Raw genomic sequence first — 17,837 nt, 5'->3', positions numbered from 1 at the left:
GCGCTTGAACGACCCTTGAACGAACCTGGGAGTTGACTGCGAGTTCTTGACCCGGCGGGTGCCCGGTCAGCGGAGCCTCGCGAGCACCGCCCGCACCGCGTCGCGGACCTGCGCCGCGAGCGCGCGGCTCGTGGCGCGCCGGTCCGCGCGCGGGACGCGGACCTCGAGGACCTGGACGCCGTGGCTCGGCGCCACGAGCGCGTGGCGCAGCGACGCGACGTCGGGCACGAGCTGGTGGTCGACGCCGTACCCGGTGCACAGCTGCGCGAGGTCCGCGCCGTGGGGGGTGGCGAACACGCGCTCGAACGTGCGGCCGGCCTGCTCGGACGTCGCGCCCAGCCCTCCGGGCTCGAGGCCCGCGAAGATCGACCCGCCGTCGTCGTTGACGACGACGAGCTGCAGGTCCACGTGCGGCTCGTGCGGGCCGCGGAGCAGGCCGCCGACGTCGTGCAGGAACGTCAGGTCGCCCAGCAGCGCGCGCGTGCGCACCCCCCGGCGCGCGGCGGCGAACGCCACGCCGAGAGCGGTGGAGACCGTGCCGTCGATGCCCGCGAGCCCCCTGTTCGCCAGGACGGAGGGCACGCCGGCCGCGCCGTCGGACGCCTCGGCGCCGAGCACGAGGTCGAGGTCGCGCACCGGGTTGGAGGAGCCGACGACGAGCACGTCCTCCGGCCCGCACGCGTGCGCGACGGCGCGCGCGACGGACGGCCCGTCGGTCGTCGCGCCGTCGGTGGCGGCAGCCACGACCGCGGCGGCGGCACCGGAGGCCGCGCGCCACCGCGCGAGCCAGGTCGCCCGCTCGGACGCGTCCGTCGTGGCCGCGCCGCCGTCGAGCCATGCCGTGGGGACGGCGGGCAGCACGGTGCGGGCGTTGCGCGCCGCGTCGGGCCACGGCCCGGTGCCCGGCGCGACCACGACCACGTCGACGTCGCTCCGGCCGAGCAGGCGCTGGACGGGGCGCGTGAGCGTGGGACGGCCGAGCACGACGACGTGCTCGACGCCGTCCACGAGCTCGTCCACCCCGAGCACGAGGGGGTACGCCCGCACCGCGTTCGCCCCGCCGACGGCGCCGGACGACGGCTCCGCGAGCACGGGCCAGCCCCGCGTCTCCGCGAGCTGCCGCGCGACCGGCCCCGCGCCGTCGCCCGCGACGACGACGGTGCGCGCCCCGAGCGGCGGACCGTCCGCGAGCGTGACGACGGGCGGCACGACGAGCGCGGGACGCGGCTCCGGCGGGTTCGGCACCCCTGCCGGCGGCTCGTCCGGACCGGGCAGGGGGTCGGGGACGAGCGGCTCGCGGAACGCGAGGTCCAGGTGCACCGGCCCCGGGAACGCGGAACGGGCGCCGGTCGCGGCGGCCACCGCGCGCGTGGCGGCCGCGAGCAGGTCTCGCACCTCGCCGGGCCGTCCCGACGGCGCGGGCACGTCGAGGGCGTAGCGCACCGCGACCCCGAAGATCCCGGCCTGGGCGGTCGTCTGGTTGGCCCCGGTCCCGCGGAGCTCGTGCGGCCGGTCGGCCGTGAGCAGGAGGAGCGGGACGCCCGCGTGGTGCGCCTCGAGCACCGCGGGGTGCAGGTTCGCGACGGCGGTGCCGGACGTCGTGACGACGGCGACCGGGCGGGGCAGCTCGACCCCGGCACGGACCAGCGGGTCGGAGCCGCGGGAGAGCCCGAGCGCGAGGAACGCCGCAGAGCGCTCGTCGACGCGCACGTGCAGGGTGAGGTGCCCGGCGTCGGCGGCGTCCGCGACGGCGTACGCGAGCGGCGCGCTGCGCGAGCCGGGGGCGAGCACGACGTCCCGGACGCCCTCGGCGACGAGCGCGCGGACGAGGGCGCGCGCCGAGCGCACCGCCGGAGACCCGCCGGACGGCGGCGTCATCGTGCACCGCCCACAGAGGCGAGCAGTGCCGAGACGCGACCGTGGCGCTCGCGCCAGCGCGCGTCGGTCTCCGGGTCGGGTGCGGTCGCGGCGAGGCCCTCGGGTGTCGGGGCCGGGCGCACGACCGGCAGCGCGCCGTCAACCGGGACGAGCGGAGAGCCGGTGACGTCGGCGGCGAAGAGGTTCACGGTCGCGAGACCGCACGCGTACGGCAGGTCGGGCAGCGCGGCCGCGAGCGCCACGCCCGCCGCGATCCCGACGGACGACTCGAGCGCGGACGAGACGACGACCGGCAGGCGCACCTGCTCGGCGAGGGCGAGGCACGCGCGCACCCCGCCCAGGGGCTGCACCTTGAGCACGACGACGTCCGCGGCGTCGGCACGCACGACCGCGAGGGGGTCCTCGGCGCGCCGGACCGACTCGTCGGCGGCGACCGGCACGGCGGTGTCTCCGCGCTGGCCGCGGCGCACGGCCGCGAGCCCGGCGACGTCGGCGCACGGCTGCTCGACGTACTCGAGGCCGCCCGCGGCACGGTCGAGGTGCGGGAGCCGGGCGAGGGCCTCGTCGACGCCCCACGCGCCGTTCGCGTCGATGCGGACCCGCCCGTCCGGACCGAGCGCGTCGCGCACGGCCTCGAGCCTCGCGACCTCGGCGGCCAGCGGCTCGAGCGCGCCGTCAGGTCCGCGCTGGGCGACCTTGACCTTCGCGGTGCGGCACCCGCCCGACGCGGCGACGAGCTCGCGGGCGCGCTCGGGGCCCACGGCGGGGACGGTCACGTTGACGGGGACACGGTCGCGCACGGCGGCCGGCCAGCCGTCGTCGGCGGCCTCGCGGGCCGCGCGCAGCCACGCGGCCGACTCGGCGTCGTCGTAGTCCCAGAACGGCGAGAACTCGCCCCAGCCCGCGTCCCCGCGCAGCAGCACGCCGTCGCGCACGTCGAGACCGCGGAAGCGCGTGGTGAGGCGGGTGCGGTAGACGACGGAGGGGCCGGGCACGCCACCCAGGCTATGCCACCGCGGACGATGCGCCGGCGGCCCGGTCGTCGCGAGCGACGTCGGCTCCCAGGGAGGCCACGAGGTCCGTCACGAGCCGGACCGCGGTCTCGCGGACGTCCCTGCCCTCGCTCAGCGCGCTCACCGCGGCGCCGTCGACCACCGCGACGAGCAGCGCGGGCGAGACGCGCGCAAGACCGCGCGCGGCGAGGAGCTGGCCCACGGCCGTGTCGAGCTGGTGCCGACCGTCCGCGTAGGCCTGCGCGAGCGCGGGGTAGCGACCCGCCCCGACGAGGTGCTCGTAGAACCCGCGCACCTCGCCCTCGCCGCCGGGCGGCAGGACGGCGTCGACGAGCAGGCCCGGCACCTCGTCGCTGCCGGCGCGCTGCGACGAGGTCGCCTTCTCCGCCCGCTCGGCCGCGCCGCGCGCGTGCGCCGCCCAGCCCTCCACGATCAGCCGGCCAGCAGCGCTCATGAGGTCGTCGAGACCGGTGAAGTAGTAGGTCGTCGCGGCGAGCGGCACGTCCGCGCGTGCGGCGACGACGCGGTGGGTCACGGCAGCGGGCCCCTCGCGCAGCACGAGGTCGGCCGCCGCGCGCACGATGGCCTCTCGGCGGGCTACGCCGCGGGCCTGCCTGCGCGGGACGGGACGCGGGTCGACGGTCGTCTTCGCCATGGGCTCAGTGTCCTCCCCCGGACAGGTTGAGCCCGACGACGCCCGCGACGATGAGCACGAGGGAGACCACCTTGAGGACGGTGACGGACTCGTCGAACAGGACGACGGCGAGCACCGCGGTGAGCGACGCGCCGATCCCGACCCACACGCCGTACGCGACGCCCACGGGCAGCGTCTTCAGCGCGATGCTCAGCCCGACCATGCTCAGCGCGAGCATGACGACGAACGCGACGCTCGGCCACAGCTTCGAGAAGCCGTCCGACGCCTTGAGGCTCAGCGCCCAGCCGGCCTCGAGCATGCCGGAGAGGATGAGGATGATCCATGCCATGGGGAGACTCCCTCGGTCGGCGCACCGGGTGGCAGGGCCCGCCGTCGTGCGCAGAACTGGTACTAACGTACCAGTATCGGCCGCGGTGTCAACCGGGTGTCACCCTCCGCGCGCCTCCGCCCGCAAGGCCGCGACGACCGTGGGGACGTCGCTCTCGCGCACGCGCGCCGTCCCGACGACGACGCCGCGCTCGGTGCGCTCCACCGCGGAGCCGCTCAGGGGTTCCGCCGGGACCCCCGCGGACCGCAGCGCACCGACGACCCGCCGCTCGCTCGCGGCGTCCGGCAGGGCGACGACGAGGTGCAGCCCCGCGGCCACCCCCCGGACGACGGCCCCGGGGACGGCGCGCTCGAGCGCCTCGAGCAGCGCCCGCCGCCGGCGCTGGTAGACGAGCCGGGCGCGCCGCAGGTGCCGCTGGTACGCGCCCGAGGTCACGAGCTCCGCGAGCGCCGCCTGCTCCGGCACGGACGTCCCCAGGTCGGCCCGGCGCTTCGCCTCCACGAGCGGCCCGACGACGTGCGGCGGCGCGACGACCCAGCCGAGCCGCAGCGCGGGAGACAGCAGCTTCGAGACCGAGCCGAGGAGGACCACCCGGTCCGGGTCCGTCGCCTGGACCGACGACACGGGCCGCCGGTCGTACCGCAGCTCGGCGTCGTAGTCGTCCTCGAGGACGAGCCGGTCCCCCGCCGCCGCCCATGCGAGCAGGTCACGGCGACGGTCCGGCGCCAGGACGACGCCGAGCGGGAACTGGTGCGCCGGCGTCACGAGGACGGCGCGCGCGTCGTCGGGCAGCAGGTCGGCGCGCAGGCCGTCGCCGTCGACCGGGACCGCGGGCGTGCGCAGCCCGGCGTCGTGCAGCAGCTCGAGCGCGCCCGCCGAGGACGGGTCCTCGACCGCGACGGCGACCGGCGACGTGGCCCGGCGCCCCCGCGCCCGCGGCCCGGGGGCGGTGCCGGCCACGGCCCCCTCCGCGATCAGCCGCGCGAGGAGCGAGAGCGCCTGCGCCACGCCGCTCACGACGACGACGTCGCGTGCCGACACCTGCGCGCCCCGGCTGCGGCGCAGGTGCACGGCGAGCGCCTCGCGCAGCGCCGGCAAGCCCTGCGGGTCCGGGTAGCCGAGGTCCGCGTCCGAGAGCCCGCGCACGGCGTCGCGCACGGCACGCGTCCAGGCGGCGCGCGGGAAGAGCGCCGGGTCGGGCGTCCCGACGCTCGGAAGCCGTCGCGCGACGTCGCCGTCGGCGGCCACGGGACCTCGCGGGACCGACGGCGCGGGCAGCGCGGCGACCACGACACCCGACCGCGGCCGGGAGACGAGCAGGCCCTCGCCCACGAGGACGTCGACCGTCGCGGTGACCGTCCCGCGCGAGACGCCGAGGGCCGACGCGGCGTCGCGGCTCGACGGGAGGACGGCACCCGCCTCCAGGCGACCCTCCACGACCGCCGCCCGCAGGGTCTCGTGGAGCCAGCGCCCGACGTCGCGCGCCGGTCGCGGCCCGAGCGCGAGGAGCAGGGCGTCAGGCTCCAGCCGGGTCGTCATCTGGCCCAGTGAACCAGATCGAGACTGGCCCTGCCTTCTGGTCCAGTGGCGACCTACGGTCGTCGGGTGCCGACCTCCGAAGCCTCGTTCCCCGTGCCGCCGGTGGACACCGCGGCCCTCGCCCTCGCGCCGCCGTCCGTCGCCGCCCCGGAACCCCCCGACGACACGTCGGCGCGAGCGTCGAGCCGCGCCGGCGACCTCCGCTGTGCCGCGGGGATGGTGATCGTCGGCGCGTCGTTCGTCGCCTCGGCGGCGCTCGTCGACTTCCCGGTCCTCGGCGGGCAGGCCGTGCGCTACGCGGTCGCGGCGCTCGTGCTGCTCGCCGTCCTGGCGGTGCGGCGCGTGCCGTGGATCCTGCCCTCGCCTCGCGACACGCTGCGGCTCCTGGCGCTCGCGGCGACCGGCCTGGTCGCGTTCAGCGTCCTCGTCGTGGAGGGCACGAGCCGCGCGGACCCGTCGCTCGTCGGGGCCGTCGTCGGCGCGACGCCGGTGGTGCTGGCCGTCACGACCGCGCTGCGAACGCGGCGGGTCGCGGCGCGGACGGTCGTGGCGGCGCTCGTCGTGACGGGCGGCGTCGTGCTCGTCGAGGGCGGCGGTTCGGGCGACCCCGTCGGCGTGGCGATCGCGCTCGGCGCGCTCGCGTGCGAGGTCTGCTTCTCCCTGCTCGCCGTGCCGCTGCTCCCGAGGCTGGGCGCCCTGCGCGTCTCGGCGTACGCGTGCGTGCTCGCCGTGCCGCAGCTCGCCCTGCTCGGGCTCGTCCTGCAGCATGTCGCGGGCCGCCCCTTCCTCGCCGTGCCCGACGCCGGCGAGCTGGTCGCGCTCGCCTACCTCGCGGTCGTCGTCACAGCGGTCGCGTTCCTGCTCTGGTACTCGGGCCTCGCGGCCGTCGGTCCCGCCCGGGCCGGCCTCTTCGCCGGCCTGATGCCGGTGTCGGCGCTCGCCGTGTCGGTCGCGCTGGGATTCGAGGAGCTCGCCATGACGTCCGCGGTGGGTGCGCTCGTCGTGGGCCTCGGTCTCCTGCTCGGTCTGACGTCACCGCGCCGAGCGCGAGCGCTGCCGCGCACCGGCTACCGTGGCGGTCGTGAGCAGCAGCGACCCCACGCCCACCCACCCCGCCACGCCTGAGCCCCGGCCCGCGCCGTCGGAGCTCCCCCGCCCGGTGTCCGAGACCTTCGACCCGAGCGCGTGGCGCGACGTCGTCGGCTTCGAGGGCCTCACCGACATCACCTACCACCGCGGCGTCGAGCGTGACGCGAGCGGGGCCGTCGTGCGCGACCTCCCCGTGGTGCGCGTCGCGTTCGACCGCCCCGAGGTGCGCAACGCGTTCCGCCCGCACACCGTCGACGAGCTGTACCGGGTCCTCGACCACGCGCGCATGACGTCCGACGTCGGGACCGTGCTCCTCACGGGCAACGGGCCCTCGCCCAAGGACGGGGTCTGGGCGTTCTGCTCGGGCGGGGACCAGCGCATCCGCGGGCGCTCGGGCTACCAGTACACGACCGCGCCCGACGGCGGGGGTGACGTGCACACGCGCGACGCCGTCGACCCGGGTCGCGCGGGGCGCCTGCACATCCTCGAGGTGCAGCGGCTCGTCCGGACGATGCCGAAGGTCGTGGTCGCGGTCGTCAACGGCTGGGCGGCCGGGGGCGGGCACTCGCTGCACGTCGTCGCTGACCTGTCGATCGCGAGCCGCGAGCACGCGCGGTTCAAGCAGACCGACGCGGACGTCGGCTCGTTCGACGGCGGGTACGGCTCCGCGTACCTCGCGCGGCAGATCGGTCAGAAGCGCGCCCGGGAGATCTTCTTCCTCGCGCGCGAGTACTCGGCGCAGGACGCGTACGAGTGGGGCGCGGTGAACGAGGTCGCGGACCACGCGGACCTCGAGGCGCTCGCGATCGAGTACGCGCGGGTCGTCGCGACCAAGTCGCCGCAGGCGATCCGCATGCTCAAGTTCGCCTTCAACCTCGCCGACGACGGGCTCATGGGCCAGCAGGTGTTCGCCGGGGAGGCGACCCGCCTGGCCTACATGACGGACGAGGCCGTCGAGGGCCGGGACGCGTTCCTCGAGCGGCGCGACCCGGACTGGGGCAGGTTCGGCTACGCCTACTGACCGGCGAACCGAACGCTGCCGACCGTCAGCCTCCGCCGACGAGGCTCGTCAGCATCTCGACGAGGCCGCGACCGACGAACGCCGCCGCGACGGCGAGGCCGAAGAGCATCCCCACCGACACGACGACGGGGACGGCGGAGCGCGCGGGCCCGGGCTCGCCGTCGGGCGGCGTGCTCGGGGTGTACGACGGCGGCAGCGGGGTCTGCGGGCGCTCGCCGGGCTGGGAGGAGGTCAGGTGGACTCGGTGCGGGACGTCGGTTGCCATGACTCCACGGTGCCGCGCACGCTGCGCCCGGCACATCGGCCCCCCGGACCGTCCTTCCCGACCGCGCTCCTCCCCCGGGCGTAGCCCGCGTCCGCCCGCGGGTGGAGCGAGGGGCTGTCAGCCGATCGTCCAGCTCCCCGAGCCGGTCGGGACGAGCTCGATCCACGACGTGCCCGGCTCGAGCGCGACGGCCTTGCCGTCGGCGCCCGTGAGCACGAGCGGCGCGTCGACCGCGTCCTTGGACCACGTGACCGCGACCTGCTTGCCGCCGCTCGCGACGACGCCCTCGCCCGACCCGACGAGCTGCGTCTCGGGCACCGGGACGCCGGCGGGGTCCTTGAACCGCGTGTTCACCATCGTCGCGGAGAGCAGCACGACGTTCGTCGCGGACAACCGCACCTGCTCGGAGGACACCGCCGGCTCGTCGCCCTCGCTGCGTCGGTACACGCCCTCGTCGCCGGCCCACTCCCACACGGCCCGGCTCGCGTGGGTGAGACGGACGTCGAGACGGGTCGCCGGTCCCCCCGTGAGGGTCGCGGTCCCCTGACCCGGCTCGCGCGCGAACACGAGCTCGGCGGGCGGCGGTGACGTGCGGTCGTCGTCGGCCTGGGCCCAGAAGTCCTCCGGGCTCCCGTAGACGTTGTGCGGCGCGCGCCGCGACCGGGTCGTGGTGAACCCGTCGTCGCCGTGGTCCATGACGACGGACTGGATGCCGGCCGCCCCGACGGCGTCGATGAACGGCTGCTGGCCCCCGGTGTACGCGAGGATGCCGTTCGACGGGCCGACGATCGCCGGGTCCATCGGGCGCACCGACCGGACCGGTCCCACGCTCTGCGGCACCTGCGAGTGGTAGACCGCGACGAAGCGCGTGATGCCGCCCTCGACGACCTCCTCCCACACGACGTCCGCCTGCTCGAGCCCGGTCTGCGGGCGGGCCTGCGGCGCGTTCTCGATCTTCACCGCGAGCGCCGGCCGGTCCGCGACCTCCTCGGCCGCGACGCCGGTGAGCGGCCAGACGACCGGCACGTCGGGCTCGGGCGGCGTGCCCTTGTCGGCGGACACGTCGGCGTCGACGGTCTCGGTCACGGGCGCCGTCGGCCCGCCCCCGCCGCACGCGGCGACCAGGAGCGTCACCACGGCGAGCACCGTGGCGGCTCCCACGCCTGCGCGTGCGCGTCGAACCCGTGTCGTCACCCTCGACCTCCCGTCGCCCGGGGACGCTCCCCCCACGGCTGCCCCGTCGCGGCGGCTCGTTGCCCGACACCCTACGACGCGTCCTACTCTGGGCGGGTGACCCGCGCCGTCGTCCCCGCCGACCTCGCGGCGCTCGTCCGAGCGGTCGGGGCCGCGCTCGACGGCGACGGGCCGGCCGTGGCGCCCGTCCCCCTTCTCGCTCGGTCCGGCTCGTCCGGCGACACGGTGCGCGTGCCCGAGGGCACGGCGCTCGTCCTGCGCACGTCGGGCTCGACGGGAGCCCCGCGCGAGGTCGTGCTCTCGGCCGCCTCCGTGCTCGCCTCGGGCGCGGCGACGCACGAGCGGCTCGGCGGCCCGGGCCACTGGCTCCTGGCGCTCCCGCCCACGCACGTCGCGGGCGTCCAGGTCGTCGCGCGCGCGCACGCCGCGGGTCACGGACTCACGGTCGCGCCCCCGGGCGAGCCGTTCACGCCCGCAGGCTTTGCCGCGCTCGTCGCCCGTGCGCCGGCCGGCGGGCGGCGCTACGTCTCGCTCGTACCCACCCAGCTCCACCGGCTCGTCACCGCGGCACAGGCGGGGGCCGACGGCGGCGCGCACGGCATCGACGCCCTGTGCTCGCTCGACGCCGTCCTCGTCGGGGGCGCCGCCACCCCCGCCCCGCTGCTGCGCGCCGCGCGTGCGGCGGGCGCACGGGTCGTGACCACCTACGGCATGACCGAGACGTGCGGCGGCTGCGTGTACGACGGCGTCCCGCTCGCGGGCGCGCGCGTGCGGGTCGTCCCGCAGGAGGACGGGGGCGCGGAGGCGCCCGGCGGGCCGGGCGCCGAGGTGAGCGGTACGGGCGTCGTCGAGCTCGCCGGCCCGTTCCTCGCGGACGGCTACCTCGGCGACCGCACCGCTACGGTGGCGGCGTTCCGCACCGACCCGGACGGGACGTCCTGGTTCCGCACGAGCGACCTCGGCAGGCTCGACGGGCCGGTGCACGCCCCGACCCTCACGGTGCTCGGTCGTGCGGACGACGTCGTCGTCACGGGCGGGGTCAACGTCGCCCCGGCAGCCGTCGAGGCTGTGCTGGCGGAGATGCTCGCCGAGACGCTCACCGGGGTCGACGGCGTCGGCGAGGCGTGCGTCGTCGGGGTGCCGCACCCGGAGTGGGGCCAGGAGGTCGTCGCGGTGGTGACGCTCGGCGGGAGCGCGGCCGGTCCCGCGCCGGGCAGCGCGGTCGACGCCGCCCCCGCGCTGCTCGACGCCGTCCGGCGCCGGGTCGCGGATAGGCTGGGACGGGCGGCGGCCCCCCGCCGCGTGATCGTCGTCCCGGACCTCCCGAGGCGCGGACCCGGCAAGGTGGACCGCGCCGCCGTGGCGCGGATCGCCGTCGGGCACGTGCCGGGCGCCGACGGCTGACTCCGCGCACGACCAGGACGCGGCACGACCGAACGGAGCACCATGGCCAGCACCACCGAATGGGTCGCGGGCGCGCGCCTGCGCACCCTGCCCGCCGCCGCGACCCCCGTGATCGTCGGGTCCGGTGCCGCGGCGCAGGTGGACGGCTTCGCGTTCTGGCCGGCGCTCCTCGCGCTCGGCGTCGCGCTCGCTCTCCAGGTCGGCGTGAACTACGCCAACGACTACTCCGACGGCGTGCGCGGGACGGACCTCGACCGCGTCGGGCCCATGCGGCTGACGGCGACGGGAGCCGCGCCCGCGAGCCAGGTGCGCGCGGCGGCCTTCGGCGCGTTCGGCGTGGCGGCCGTGCTCGGGCTCGCGCTCTGCGCGGTCTCGGGCCACTGGTGGCTGATCGCCGTGGGTGCGCTCGCGATCCTCGCGGGCTGGTACTACACCGGCGGGCGCAACCCTTACGGGTACCGCGGCCTCGGCGAGGTCGGGGTGTTCGTGTTCTTCGGCCTCGTCGCGACGCTGGGCACGACCTACACGCAGGCGGACGTCGTCACGTGGCCCTCGGCGGTGGGCGCCGTCGCGGTGGGCCTGCTCGCGTGCGCGCTCCTCATGGTGAACAACATCCGCGACATCCCGACCGACGTCGTCGCGGGCAAGCGCACGCTCGCCGTGCGGCTCGGCGACTTCCGCGCCCGGCGCGCCTACCTGGCGATGATCTGGCTGCCGCTCGCGCTCGCCGTCGTGTGCGCCTTCGCGTCGCCGTGGACCCTCGGCGTGCTGGTCCTGCTCCTTCCCGCGGTGCTGCTCTCGCTCCCCGTCGTCGCGGGCGCACGGGGCCCGCTCCTCGTGCCGGTGCTCGCCGGGACGGGGCTGTTCGAGCTCGCGTACGGGGTGCTGCTGGGGGTCGGGCTCGCGCTCTGAGCAGACCCCCCGGGGCGGGACGCCGTCGGCTCAGCGCGCGGAGGGAGCCTCGGGGCGATCGTCCGACGCCGCGTCGAGCGCCGCGTCCTCGGCGGCGGCGTCGTCCTCGATCTCGCGCGAGAAGCGCTCGCCCGTCCGCGCGCGGTGCTCGGCCCGCTCGGCGAGGTAGCGCGACGCGGCCTCGCGAGGCCCGCGCAGAGTGAGGTACGACAGCATGAGCGCGAGGACGGCCGCGACCAGCACCAGCAGCCACCCGCGCAGCCCGGCGAGCCAGAGGACGCCGAGCGCCGCCCCGAAGAGCAGCAGGCGCAGGACCGAGTAGACGACGACAGGCACCACTCCAGGGTACGGCGCATAGGCTGGTGCCATGCTCCGCGTCCTGCTCCCCCTGATCGCCGTCGGCCTGGCGGTCTACGCGCTCGTCGATCTCGCCTCCAGCGACGAGGAGGAGCGTGGCGGCATCCCCAAGGGGCTGTGGATCGTGCTCATCGTCCTGCTGCCGTTCCTCGGCCCGATCGCGTGGATCGTCATCAAGCGGTCGTCGTCCCGCGGGAGCTCCCGGTACGGCGCGACGGGGCGCCCCGGCGGGTCGTCGGGCGGCACCGCTCGCCGCCGTCGGAGTGCGCCCGTCGCTCCCGACGACGACCCCGACTTCCTCTGGCAGCTCGACCAGCAGCAGCGCCGCCAGTCCCGGGACGTCGACCCGACCGGCGCTCCTGACGCGGCGCCGGATGACGTCCCGCCGTCGGACGCCGCGACGCCCGACCCTGACGAGCCGACGTCGAGCGACGGCACCGCGCCCCAGGGCCCCGACGACGGCGACGACTCCGCCCGCTGACCGCCCGCCGGGCGCGGACGACCGGACCTACACTCGGCGCATGCCCGGTCTGCAACGCACCGTCACCGTCGCGGCACGGCCCGAGCGGGTCTGGGAGATCGTCGCCGACGTCGAACGATGGCCCGAGCGCATCCCGACGGTCGAGGCCGTGCAGCGCCTCGACGATGGGCCGCTGGGAGTGGGCTCCCGGACCCGGTTGCGCCAGCCCCGGCTCCCCGAAGAGGTGTGGACGGTCACCGACCTGGTCGACGGGTCGTCGTTCACGTGGGAGTCGCGGTCCTCGGGAGTCACCGTGACGGCCGCGCACCTCGTCGCACCGCACCCCGACGGGAGCCTGCTCACGCTCTCGCTGACCGTGTCCGGCGCGATGGCGTGGCTCGGCTGGTTCATGACGCGCTCGCTGACCACGCGGTACGTGGAGACGGAGGCGGCCTCGATCCAGCGCGCTGCGGAGGCCATGATGCCCTGACGGGCTCCGACCGCACGCGGCGCCGCCCGGGCGCGTGCCCGGGCGGCAGAGCGGTCATTCGCCCGTGGTGAGGCCCGAGTACGAGTGCTTGCCGTTGAACAGCAGGTTCACGCCGGTGAAGTTGAACAGCACGCACGCGTACCCGACGATCACGAAGTACGCCGCCCGGCGGCCGGACCAGCCGCGGGTCGTGCGCGCGTGCAGGTACGCCGCGTACACGATCCAGACGACGAAGCTCCAGACCTCCTTGGGGTCCCAGCCCCAGTAGCGGCCCCACGCGTGCTCGGCCCAGATCGCGCCGCCGATGATGGTGAACGTCCACAGCACGAACGCGACCGCGTTGAGGCGGAAGCTCAGGGCCTCGAGCTGCTGGGGGCCCGGCGTCGAGTCGAGCCAGCGCCAGCCGCGCGCCCCGAGGAAGGCGTTGCCGCCGTCGCGCGAGTCGCGCAGGAGCTGCAGCACCGACGTGACGAACGCGACCGTGAAGATGCCCGTCGCGATGATCGCGACACCGACGTGGATGACCAGCCAGTACGACTGGAGCGCCGGCTGCACGCCCGTCGCGGCGACGAAGAACGCGTTCTGCGCGAGCACGAGGAACAGCACCGCGAGCCCGGTGACGAACGACCCGAGGAAGCGCACGTCACGCTTGAGCGAGACGCCGAGGAACACCGCGAGCGCGACGAACGCGCCGACGAGCGTGAACTCGTACATGTTGGCCCACGGCGTGCGGCCGGCGGCGATGCCGCGCGTGACGATCGCGGCCAGGAGCAGCCCCGTCCCGAGCCACGTCACCGAGATGCCGATGTTCGCCGCCTTGCGCGACGGCGCGGCGACGGTCGGACCGTCGGCGGAGCCGTCTGTCCCGGCGGGCGGCGCGTCCGGGCCGTAGGGCGACCCCGACGTCGTCGCCGCCGGTGCTCCTCCCGCCGCGGCGAGCACCTCGGCGCGGTCGGTCTCGCGGGCGGCCTCGACCGCGCGGTCGGCCTCGCGCTCGTCGTCACGACGGCCCGCGAGCCGTGCAAGGTCGATCGCGAACGCGACGAGCGCGACGGTCAGCGCGGTCGCGGCGGCCCAGACCAGGTCCTGGCTCAGCTCGGCAACGGTCATCGGTCAGCCTTTCGTGCGCGGTCCCGCGCGGTCTGGTTCGTCGTGCGGGAGGTGAGGTCGCCCTCACCTGATGGTGTCACGCCCGGGAGCGCGGCGAGAAGCCGGTCCACCTCGCCCTGCAGCCCGGCGTCGTCCCCGCGGGCGAGCCCCGCGACGGCGACGACGGTGCGCTCGCGCGGTGCGCCGTCGGCCGCGGCCGCCTCGCCGGTCGGGGCGACCTCCTCGCGCCACGCGCGCACCCACACGCGCCGGCGCGGCGTGAAGAGCGAGACGGCCAGGCCCGAGAGCGCGCCGAGCGCGAAGACGAGCACCCACGTCAGCGACGGGTCGTGGCGCAGGTCGAGCGCGACGTAGCGCGGGAGCGACTCGAACGAGATCGTGCCCAGACCGTCCGGCAGGTCGACGGTCTCGCCGGGCGCGACGAGCAGCTTGACGCGCTCGCCCTGCTCGTCGACCGAGGCGGTGAGGTCGTCCGTGTCGAGCCGGTAGACGTTCTGCGGCAGGCCCTCGTCCAGCCCGAGGTCGCCCCGGTAGACCTCGAGGACGAGCATCGGGTTGATCGGCTGCGGGTAGACCGACGTCGCGGTCGTGCCGTCCTCGCTCAGCTCCGCGGTCGGCAGGAAGTAGCCGACCAGGCCGATCTGGTCGAGCCCCGCCGACACGTCCGGGACCTTGATGACGCCCCGCGACGTGTACATCGTGTCCTCGGGCAGGAACGGCACGCGTCCGGCGAAGGCGACCTCGCCGTCGGCGTCACGCACGGTCACCTCGGGGGCGAAGCCGTTGCCCTGGAGGTAGATCTTCGCGCCGCCCGCGGTGAGCGGGTGGTTGACCTTGATCGTCTCCTCGTGCGCCTCGCCGCCGGGGTCGCGCACCGTGACGCTCGCGGTGAAGTCCCGCGACTGCGCGAACGCGACCGCGTCCGCCGCGAACTCCGCCTCGAACGCGTCCAGCGTCATCGAGAACGGCACGAGCGACGACGGCCGGAACCACGCGCCGTTCTCGAACGTGTCGTAGTCCACGACGGCGTTCGCGAACCCGCGGCCCTCGGTGACGATCGCCTGGCCGCGGTAGTGCAGGAGCTGGCCCGTCGCGACGGCGACCAGCAACCCGACGAGCGACAGGTGGAACAGGAGGTTCCCCGACTCGCGCACGTACCCGCGCTCGGCGGACACCGTCCGGGCCGCCGGGCGGGCCGCGGCGCGGCCTCGCGCGGGCGTCATGTCCTCGGACCCCGTGTCCACACGGAACGTCGGGAGCCACCGCAGCCGACCCCGCAGGTGGGAGCCCGCGGCGGCCACGACCTCGTCGGGCGTCGCGTCCGTGACCGCGCGCGCCTGCGCGGGGAACCGGTCGAACCGGCGCGGGGTGCGCGGCGGGCGGGCGCGCACCGAGCGCAGGTGGGCCGCCGTCCGCGGCAGGATGCAGCCGACGAGCGAGACGAACAGCAGGAGGTAGATCGCGGAGAACCAGACCGACGTGTACACGTCGAAGAAGCCGAGGCGGTCGAGCCACTCGCCCGTCGTCGGGTTCTCCTGCAGGTAGCGCAGCACGGCCGCCGGATCCTGCGGGCGCTGCGGCAGCACCGAGCCGGGCACCGCCGCGACGGCGAGCAGCATGAGCAGCATGAGCGCGACGCGCATGCTCGTGAGCTGGCGCCACGTCCAGCGCAGGGTGCCGCGCCAGCCGAGGGTCGGGACCTGCGGGGGCCTCGTGCCGGTGGGCGCGTCGAACGCGTCGTCGATCCCCTCGGGCCGGTATCTCTGCGCCGTCGTCGTCTGCTCCGTCTCGTCGCTCATCACACCACCGTCACGAATCCGCCGATCCAGCCCTGCAGCGACGTCGTCCACGTCGTCCACAGGCCCGTCACCAGCGCGAGGCCGATGAGCACGAGCAGCCCGCCGCCGACGCGCATCACGGCGAGCCGGTGCCGGCGCAGGAAGCCGAGCATGCGCTGCGAGCTCTGCAGCCCGAGCGCGATGAGCAGGAACGGGACCCCGAGGCCGATGCAGTACGCGATGCCGAGGACCGCGCCGCGTCCCGCCGACGCCTCGCTCAGCGAGAGCGCCTGGACGGCGACGAGCGTCGGCCCGAGGCAAGGCGTCCAGCCGAGGCCGAACACGATCCCGAGCAGCGGCGCACCCCACAGGCCCGCCTGCGGGCTGAGGTGCAGCCGGCGCTCGCGCTGGAGGAACGGCACCGCGCCCATGAACGCGAAGCCCATGAGGATCACGACCACGCCCAGCACGCGCGTGATGACGTCCTCCCAGCGCACGAGGTGCACCCCGACGGCACCGGCGGCGAACATCAGCGCGACGAACACGAGCGTGAACCCCGCGACGAACAGGCCGACCCCGGCGAGGACCCGGCCCCGGCTCGGGGCGGCGGTCTGGGTGCGCGTCGCCGTCGTGCCGGACGTGCCCCGCGAGCCGCGCCCGCCCCCCGCGTTCGCGGCGGCCATCCCGCTCACGTACCCCACGTAGCCGGGCACGAGGGGGAGCACGCACGGCGACGCGAAGGACACGAGCCCGGCGAGCACCGCGACGGGCAGTGCGAGCAGCATCGAACCGCTGAAGACGGTCGTGGCGAACGTGTCGCCGACGCTCGTCGCGGCGACCGCGGGGACGACGGCCGGGACGGCAGCGAGGGACGGGAGGACGGGCACGGTCAGCCGGCCGCCTCGTCCTCGGCCAGCACGTCGTCGACGAGCGCGGTGAGCGTCGAGCCCTCCGCGAGCCCGATGACGCGCGCCGCGACGCGGCCCTCGCGGTCGAGCACGACCGTCGACGGGACCGCCTGGAGCGGCACGGTGCCGGACAGGGTCGCGACGACCTCGCCGCTGCGGTCGTCGATCGACGGGTACGGGACCTCGAAGCGGCGCTGGAACGCCTGGGCGGCGCCGGCCTCGTCGGTCGTGTTGATGCCGAGGACCTGCACGCCGTCGTCGGCACGGTCGTTCGCGAGCGCCACGAGGTCGGGCGCCTCGGCGCGGCACGGCGCGCACGCCGCGTACCAGGTGTTGAGCACGACGACGTCGCCGAGCCACGCGCCCGTGTCGACGGCCTCGCCCTCGTAGTCGGTGCCCGTCAGCGTGACCGCGTCCCCGCGGTCGTCGGCGTCCCAGGTCCGCACGGACCCGTCACCGGACACGTACCCCTGCCCGACGACGTCGGTCGTGGCGCCGGAGTCCTGGGCGCACGCGGACAGGGTGAGCGCGGTCAGCGCGACCGCGGCGGCGGCGAACCCGCGACGGGCGGGTACCCGGGGAGGCGCGGGGCGCGCGCGTCGCGCGCGAGGCCAGGCGGTCACGACGGCATCACGGGACGCACCCTGCCCGCAGTTCCTGGGCGCCACCTGGGAGACGTGACGGCCGTCACGCGCAATCCGGGCGGTTCGGGCGCTGCGTCTCGGAGCGAGCCGTCCGGCATGACCGATCTCACGCTCCGGAGACGGTCGCGGCCCCCGGGAGGAGGTCGGCGACCGGCTCGGTGTAGTGGAGACCGACGAGGCGCTCGTCCTCGAAGTGCAGCGACGTGAGGGACGCGAGGGAGCACTCTCGCTTGCGCGGGTCGTGCCACAGGCGGCGGTTCTCGTAGCCCAGCCGCGTGAGCCACACCGGCAGCTGGTGGCTCACGAGGAGCGCCTCGTGCCCGGCTGCCTTCTCGCGCGCGTCGACGACGGCAGCCTGCATGCGGGCCACCTGCTCGACGTACGGCTCGCCCCACGACGGCCGGAACGGGTTCCACAGGAAGCGCCAGTGCTGCGGGTGGCGCAGGGAGCCGTCGCCCACGCCGAAGGTCATGCCTTCGAAGTGGTTCGCCGCCTCGATGAGGCGGTCGTCGGTGCCGAGCTCGAGGCCGAAGGCCTCTGCGGCGGGGGCCGCCGTCTCCTGGGCACGCTGGAGCGGGGAGGCCGTGACGACGACGAGGTCCGCCCGGGGCCGCGAGGTCCCGTCCGGGCCGGGCTCGCCCGCGAGGTGGGCGGCGACACGGCGGGCCATCTCGTGGCCGCGCTCCGAGAGGTGGTAGCCGGAGATCCGTCCGTAGAGGACGCCGTCAGGGTTGTGGACCTCGCCGTGGCGCAGGAGGTGGACGATGGTGGAGACCATGGGCACCAGTGTCC

At 76.0% G+C, this 17,837-nt stretch carries 19 protein-coding genes; 6 read left to right on the top strand and 13 right to left on the bottom strand.

The window, feature by feature from the left end:
- Positions 1-66: 66 nt before the first annotated feature.
- The 5 genes from menD to pdxR form a co-directional block, all read right to left on the bottom strand.
- On the bottom strand, positions 67-1,878 hold the full coding sequence (menD, locus tag ACMXGY_RS05330) for a 2-succinyl-5-enolpyruvyl-6-hydroxy-3-cyclohexene-1-carboxylic-acid synthase (RefSeq protein WP_483775845.1): 1,812 nt from the start codon (positions 1,876-1,878) through the stop codon (positions 67-69).
- Entirely contained in the window at positions 1,875-2,882 is a 1,008-nt protein-coding gene (locus ACMXGY_RS05325; RefSeq protein WP_483776791.1) for an o-succinylbenzoate synthase, read from the bottom strand. Before ACMXGY_RS05325 ends, menD begins: the two co-directional genes overlap by 4 nt.
- A 1-nt stretch (position 2,883) precedes the next feature.
- Positions 2,884-3,546: a TetR/AcrR family transcriptional regulator gene (locus ACMXGY_RS05320; RefSeq protein ID WP_483775844.1), complete on the bottom strand. Its 663-nt coding sequence runs from the start codon at positions 3,544-3,546 to the stop codon at positions 2,884-2,886.
- Between the two features lie 4 nt (positions 3,547-3,550).
- Positions 3,551-3,874 carry a DMT family transporter gene (locus ACMXGY_RS05315; RefSeq protein ID WP_483775843.1) on the bottom strand — a complete coding sequence of 108 codons (324 nt, stop codon included), beginning with the start codon at positions 3,872-3,874 and terminating at the stop codon, positions 3,551-3,553.
- A gap of 99 nt (positions 3,875-3,973) precedes the next feature.
- Positions 3,974-5,413 (bottom strand): MocR-like pyridoxine biosynthesis transcription factor PdxR, encoded by a 1,440-nt coding sequence (pdxR, locus tag ACMXGY_RS05310; RefSeq protein WP_483775842.1) that lies wholly within the window; start codon positions 5,411-5,413, stop codon positions 3,974-3,976.
- A gap of 66 nt (positions 5,414-5,479) precedes the next feature.
- Here pdxR and ACMXGY_RS05305 point away from each other — a divergent pair, with 66 nt between their 5' ends.
- Both ACMXGY_RS05305 and ACMXGY_RS05300 read left to right on the top strand, forming a co-directional pair.
- On the top strand, positions 5,480-6,538 hold the full coding sequence (locus ACMXGY_RS05305) for a DMT family transporter (RefSeq protein WP_483775841.1): 1,059 nt from the start codon (positions 5,480-5,482) through the stop codon (positions 6,536-6,538).
- A complete protein-coding gene (locus tag ACMXGY_RS05300) occupies positions 6,495-7,523 on the top strand; it encodes a 1,4-dihydroxy-2-naphthoyl-CoA synthase (RefSeq protein WP_483775840.1) in 1,029 nt (342 codons plus the stop codon). The genes ACMXGY_RS05305 and ACMXGY_RS05300 overlap by 44 nt, the downstream gene beginning before the upstream one ends.
- A 25-nt stretch (positions 7,524-7,548) precedes the next feature.
- Here the strand turns inward: ACMXGY_RS05300 and ACMXGY_RS05295 are convergent, their stop codons facing one another.
- Together ACMXGY_RS05295 and ACMXGY_RS05290 are read right to left on the bottom strand one after the other, a co-directional pair.
- Positions 7,549-7,788 (bottom strand): hypothetical protein, encoded by a 240-nt coding sequence (locus ACMXGY_RS05295; protein ID WP_483775839.1) that lies wholly within the window; start codon positions 7,786-7,788, stop codon positions 7,549-7,551.
- A 117-nt stretch (positions 7,789-7,905) separates the two neighbouring features.
- Positions 7,906-8,949, bottom strand: a complete 1,044-nt coding sequence (locus ACMXGY_RS05290; RefSeq protein WP_483775838.1) for a DUF3048 domain-containing protein — start codon at positions 8,947-8,949, stop codon at positions 7,906-7,908.
- Between the two features lie 129 nt (positions 8,950-9,078).
- Between ACMXGY_RS05290 and ACMXGY_RS05285 the strand changes: the two genes are divergently transcribed.
- Both ACMXGY_RS05285 and ACMXGY_RS05280 read left to right on the top strand, forming a co-directional pair.
- Positions 9,079-10,386, top strand: coding sequence for an AMP-binding protein (locus tag ACMXGY_RS05285; RefSeq protein ID WP_483775837.1), 1,308 nt, complete (start codon positions 9,079-9,081; stop codon positions 10,384-10,386).
- 42 nt (positions 10,387-10,428) lie between these two features.
- On the top strand, positions 10,429-11,298 hold the full coding sequence (locus ACMXGY_RS05280) for a 1,4-dihydroxy-2-naphthoate polyprenyltransferase (protein ID WP_483775836.1): 870 nt from the start codon (positions 10,429-10,431) through the stop codon (positions 11,296-11,298).
- A gap of 30 nt (positions 11,299-11,328) precedes the next feature.
- On the opposite strand, the gene ACMXGY_RS05275 is transcribed toward ACMXGY_RS05280, so the two are convergent.
- Positions 11,329-11,634, bottom strand: a complete 306-nt coding sequence (locus ACMXGY_RS05275; RefSeq protein WP_483775835.1) for a DUF4229 domain-containing protein — start codon at positions 11,632-11,634, stop codon at positions 11,329-11,331.
- A gap of 31 nt (positions 11,635-11,665) precedes the next feature.
- Between ACMXGY_RS05275 and ACMXGY_RS05270 the strand changes: the two genes are divergently transcribed.
- Positions 11,666-12,136 (top strand): PLD nuclease N-terminal domain-containing protein, encoded by a 471-nt coding sequence (locus ACMXGY_RS05270; protein ID WP_483775834.1) that lies wholly within the window; start codon positions 11,666-11,668, stop codon positions 12,134-12,136.
- 40 nt (positions 12,137-12,176) lie between these two features.
- Positions 12,177-12,605 (top strand): SRPBCC family protein, encoded by a 429-nt coding sequence (locus ACMXGY_RS05265; RefSeq protein ID WP_483775833.1) that lies wholly within the window; start codon positions 12,177-12,179, stop codon positions 12,603-12,605.
- Positions 12,606-12,659: 54 nt separating this feature from the next.
- Here ACMXGY_RS05265 and ccsB read toward each other — a convergent pair whose 3' ends face one another.
- From ccsB to ACMXGY_RS05240, 5 genes are all read right to left on the bottom strand, one after another.
- The gene (gene ccsB / locus ACMXGY_RS05260) at positions 12,660-13,715 is read right to left on the bottom strand and encodes a c-type cytochrome biogenesis protein CcsB (RefSeq protein ID WP_483775832.1); all 1,056 of its coding nucleotides are present in this window, start codon (positions 13,713-13,715) and stop codon (positions 12,660-12,662) included.
- The gene (gene resB / locus ACMXGY_RS05255; RefSeq protein WP_483775831.1) at positions 13,712-15,514 is read right to left on the bottom strand and encodes a cytochrome c biogenesis protein ResB; all 1,803 of its coding nucleotides are present in this window, start codon (positions 15,512-15,514) and stop codon (positions 13,712-13,714) included. Before resB ends, ccsB begins: the two co-directional genes overlap by 4 nt.
- Positions 15,514-16,278, bottom strand: a complete 765-nt coding sequence (locus ACMXGY_RS05250) for a cytochrome c biogenesis CcdA family protein (protein ID WP_483776790.1) — start codon at positions 16,276-16,278, stop codon at positions 15,514-15,516. Before ACMXGY_RS05250 ends, resB begins: the two co-directional genes overlap by 1 nt.
- Before the next feature lie 104 nt (positions 16,279-16,382).
- On the bottom strand, positions 16,383-17,024 hold the full coding sequence (locus ACMXGY_RS05245) for a TlpA family protein disulfide reductase (RefSeq protein WP_483775830.1): 642 nt from the start codon (positions 17,022-17,024) through the stop codon (positions 16,383-16,385).
- Between the two features lie 127 nt (positions 17,025-17,151).
- A complete protein-coding gene (locus tag ACMXGY_RS05240) occupies positions 17,152-17,823 on the bottom strand; it encodes a histidine phosphatase family protein (RefSeq protein WP_483775829.1) in 672 nt (223 codons plus the stop codon).
- Between the last annotated feature and the right edge of the window lie 14 nt (positions 17,824-17,837).

The sequence above is a fragment of the Cellulosimicrobium sp. G4 BAM 1002 genome, from assembly GCF_057126935.1.
The sequence above is the reverse complement of the archived record's forward strand: the minus strand, read 5'-3'. Positions and strand labels throughout refer to the sequence as shown.

What these genes read in the sequence shown, in the direction of transcription:
- menD (WP_483775845.1), bottom strand. Translation starts at nt 1,878, where the DNA reads ATGACGCCGCCGTCCGGCGGGTCTCCGGCGGTGCGCTCGGCGCGCGCC.
- ACMXGY_RS05320 (WP_483775844.1), bottom strand. Translation starts at nt 3,546, where the DNA reads ATGGCGAAGACGACCGTCGACCCGCGTCCCGTCCCGCGCAGGCAGGCC.
- ACMXGY_RS05315 (WP_483775843.1), bottom strand. Translation starts at nt 3,874, where the DNA reads ATGGCATGGATCATCCTCATCCTCTCCGGCATGCTCGAGGCCGGCTGG.
- pdxR (WP_483775842.1), bottom strand. Translation starts at nt 5,413, where the DNA reads ATGACGACCCGGCTGGAGCCTGACGCCCTGCTCCTCGCGCTCGGGCCG.
- ACMXGY_RS05295 (WP_483775839.1), bottom strand. Translation starts at nt 7,788, where the DNA reads ATGGCAACCGACGTCCCGCACCGAGTCCACCTGACCTCCTCCCAGCCC.
- ACMXGY_RS05280 (WP_483775836.1), top strand. Translation starts at nt 10,429, where the DNA reads ATGGCCAGCACCACCGAATGGGTCGCGGGCGCGCGCCTGCGCACCCTG.
- ACMXGY_RS05270 (WP_483775834.1), top strand. Translation starts at nt 11,666, where the DNA reads ATGCTCCGCGTCCTGCTCCCCCTGATCGCCGTCGGCCTGGCGGTCTAC.
- ACMXGY_RS05265 (WP_483775833.1), top strand. Translation starts at nt 12,177, where the DNA reads ATGCCCGGTCTGCAACGCACCGTCACCGTCGCGGCACGGCCCGAGCGG.
- ccsB (WP_483775832.1), bottom strand. Translation starts at nt 13,715, where the DNA reads ATGACCGTTGCCGAGCTGAGCCAGGACCTGGTCTGGGCCGCCGCGACC.
- resB (WP_483775831.1), bottom strand. Translation starts at nt 15,514, where the DNA reads ATGAGCGACGAGACGGAGCAGACGACGACGGCGCAGAGATACCGGCCC.
- ACMXGY_RS05250 (WP_483776790.1), bottom strand. Translation starts at nt 16,278, where the DNA reads ATGCTGCTCGCACTGCCCGTCGCGGTGCTCGCCGGGCTCGTGTCCTTC.
- ACMXGY_RS05240 (WP_483775829.1), bottom strand. Translation starts at nt 17,823, where the DNA reads ATGGTCTCCACCATCGTCCACCTCCTGCGCCACGGCGAGGTCCACAAC.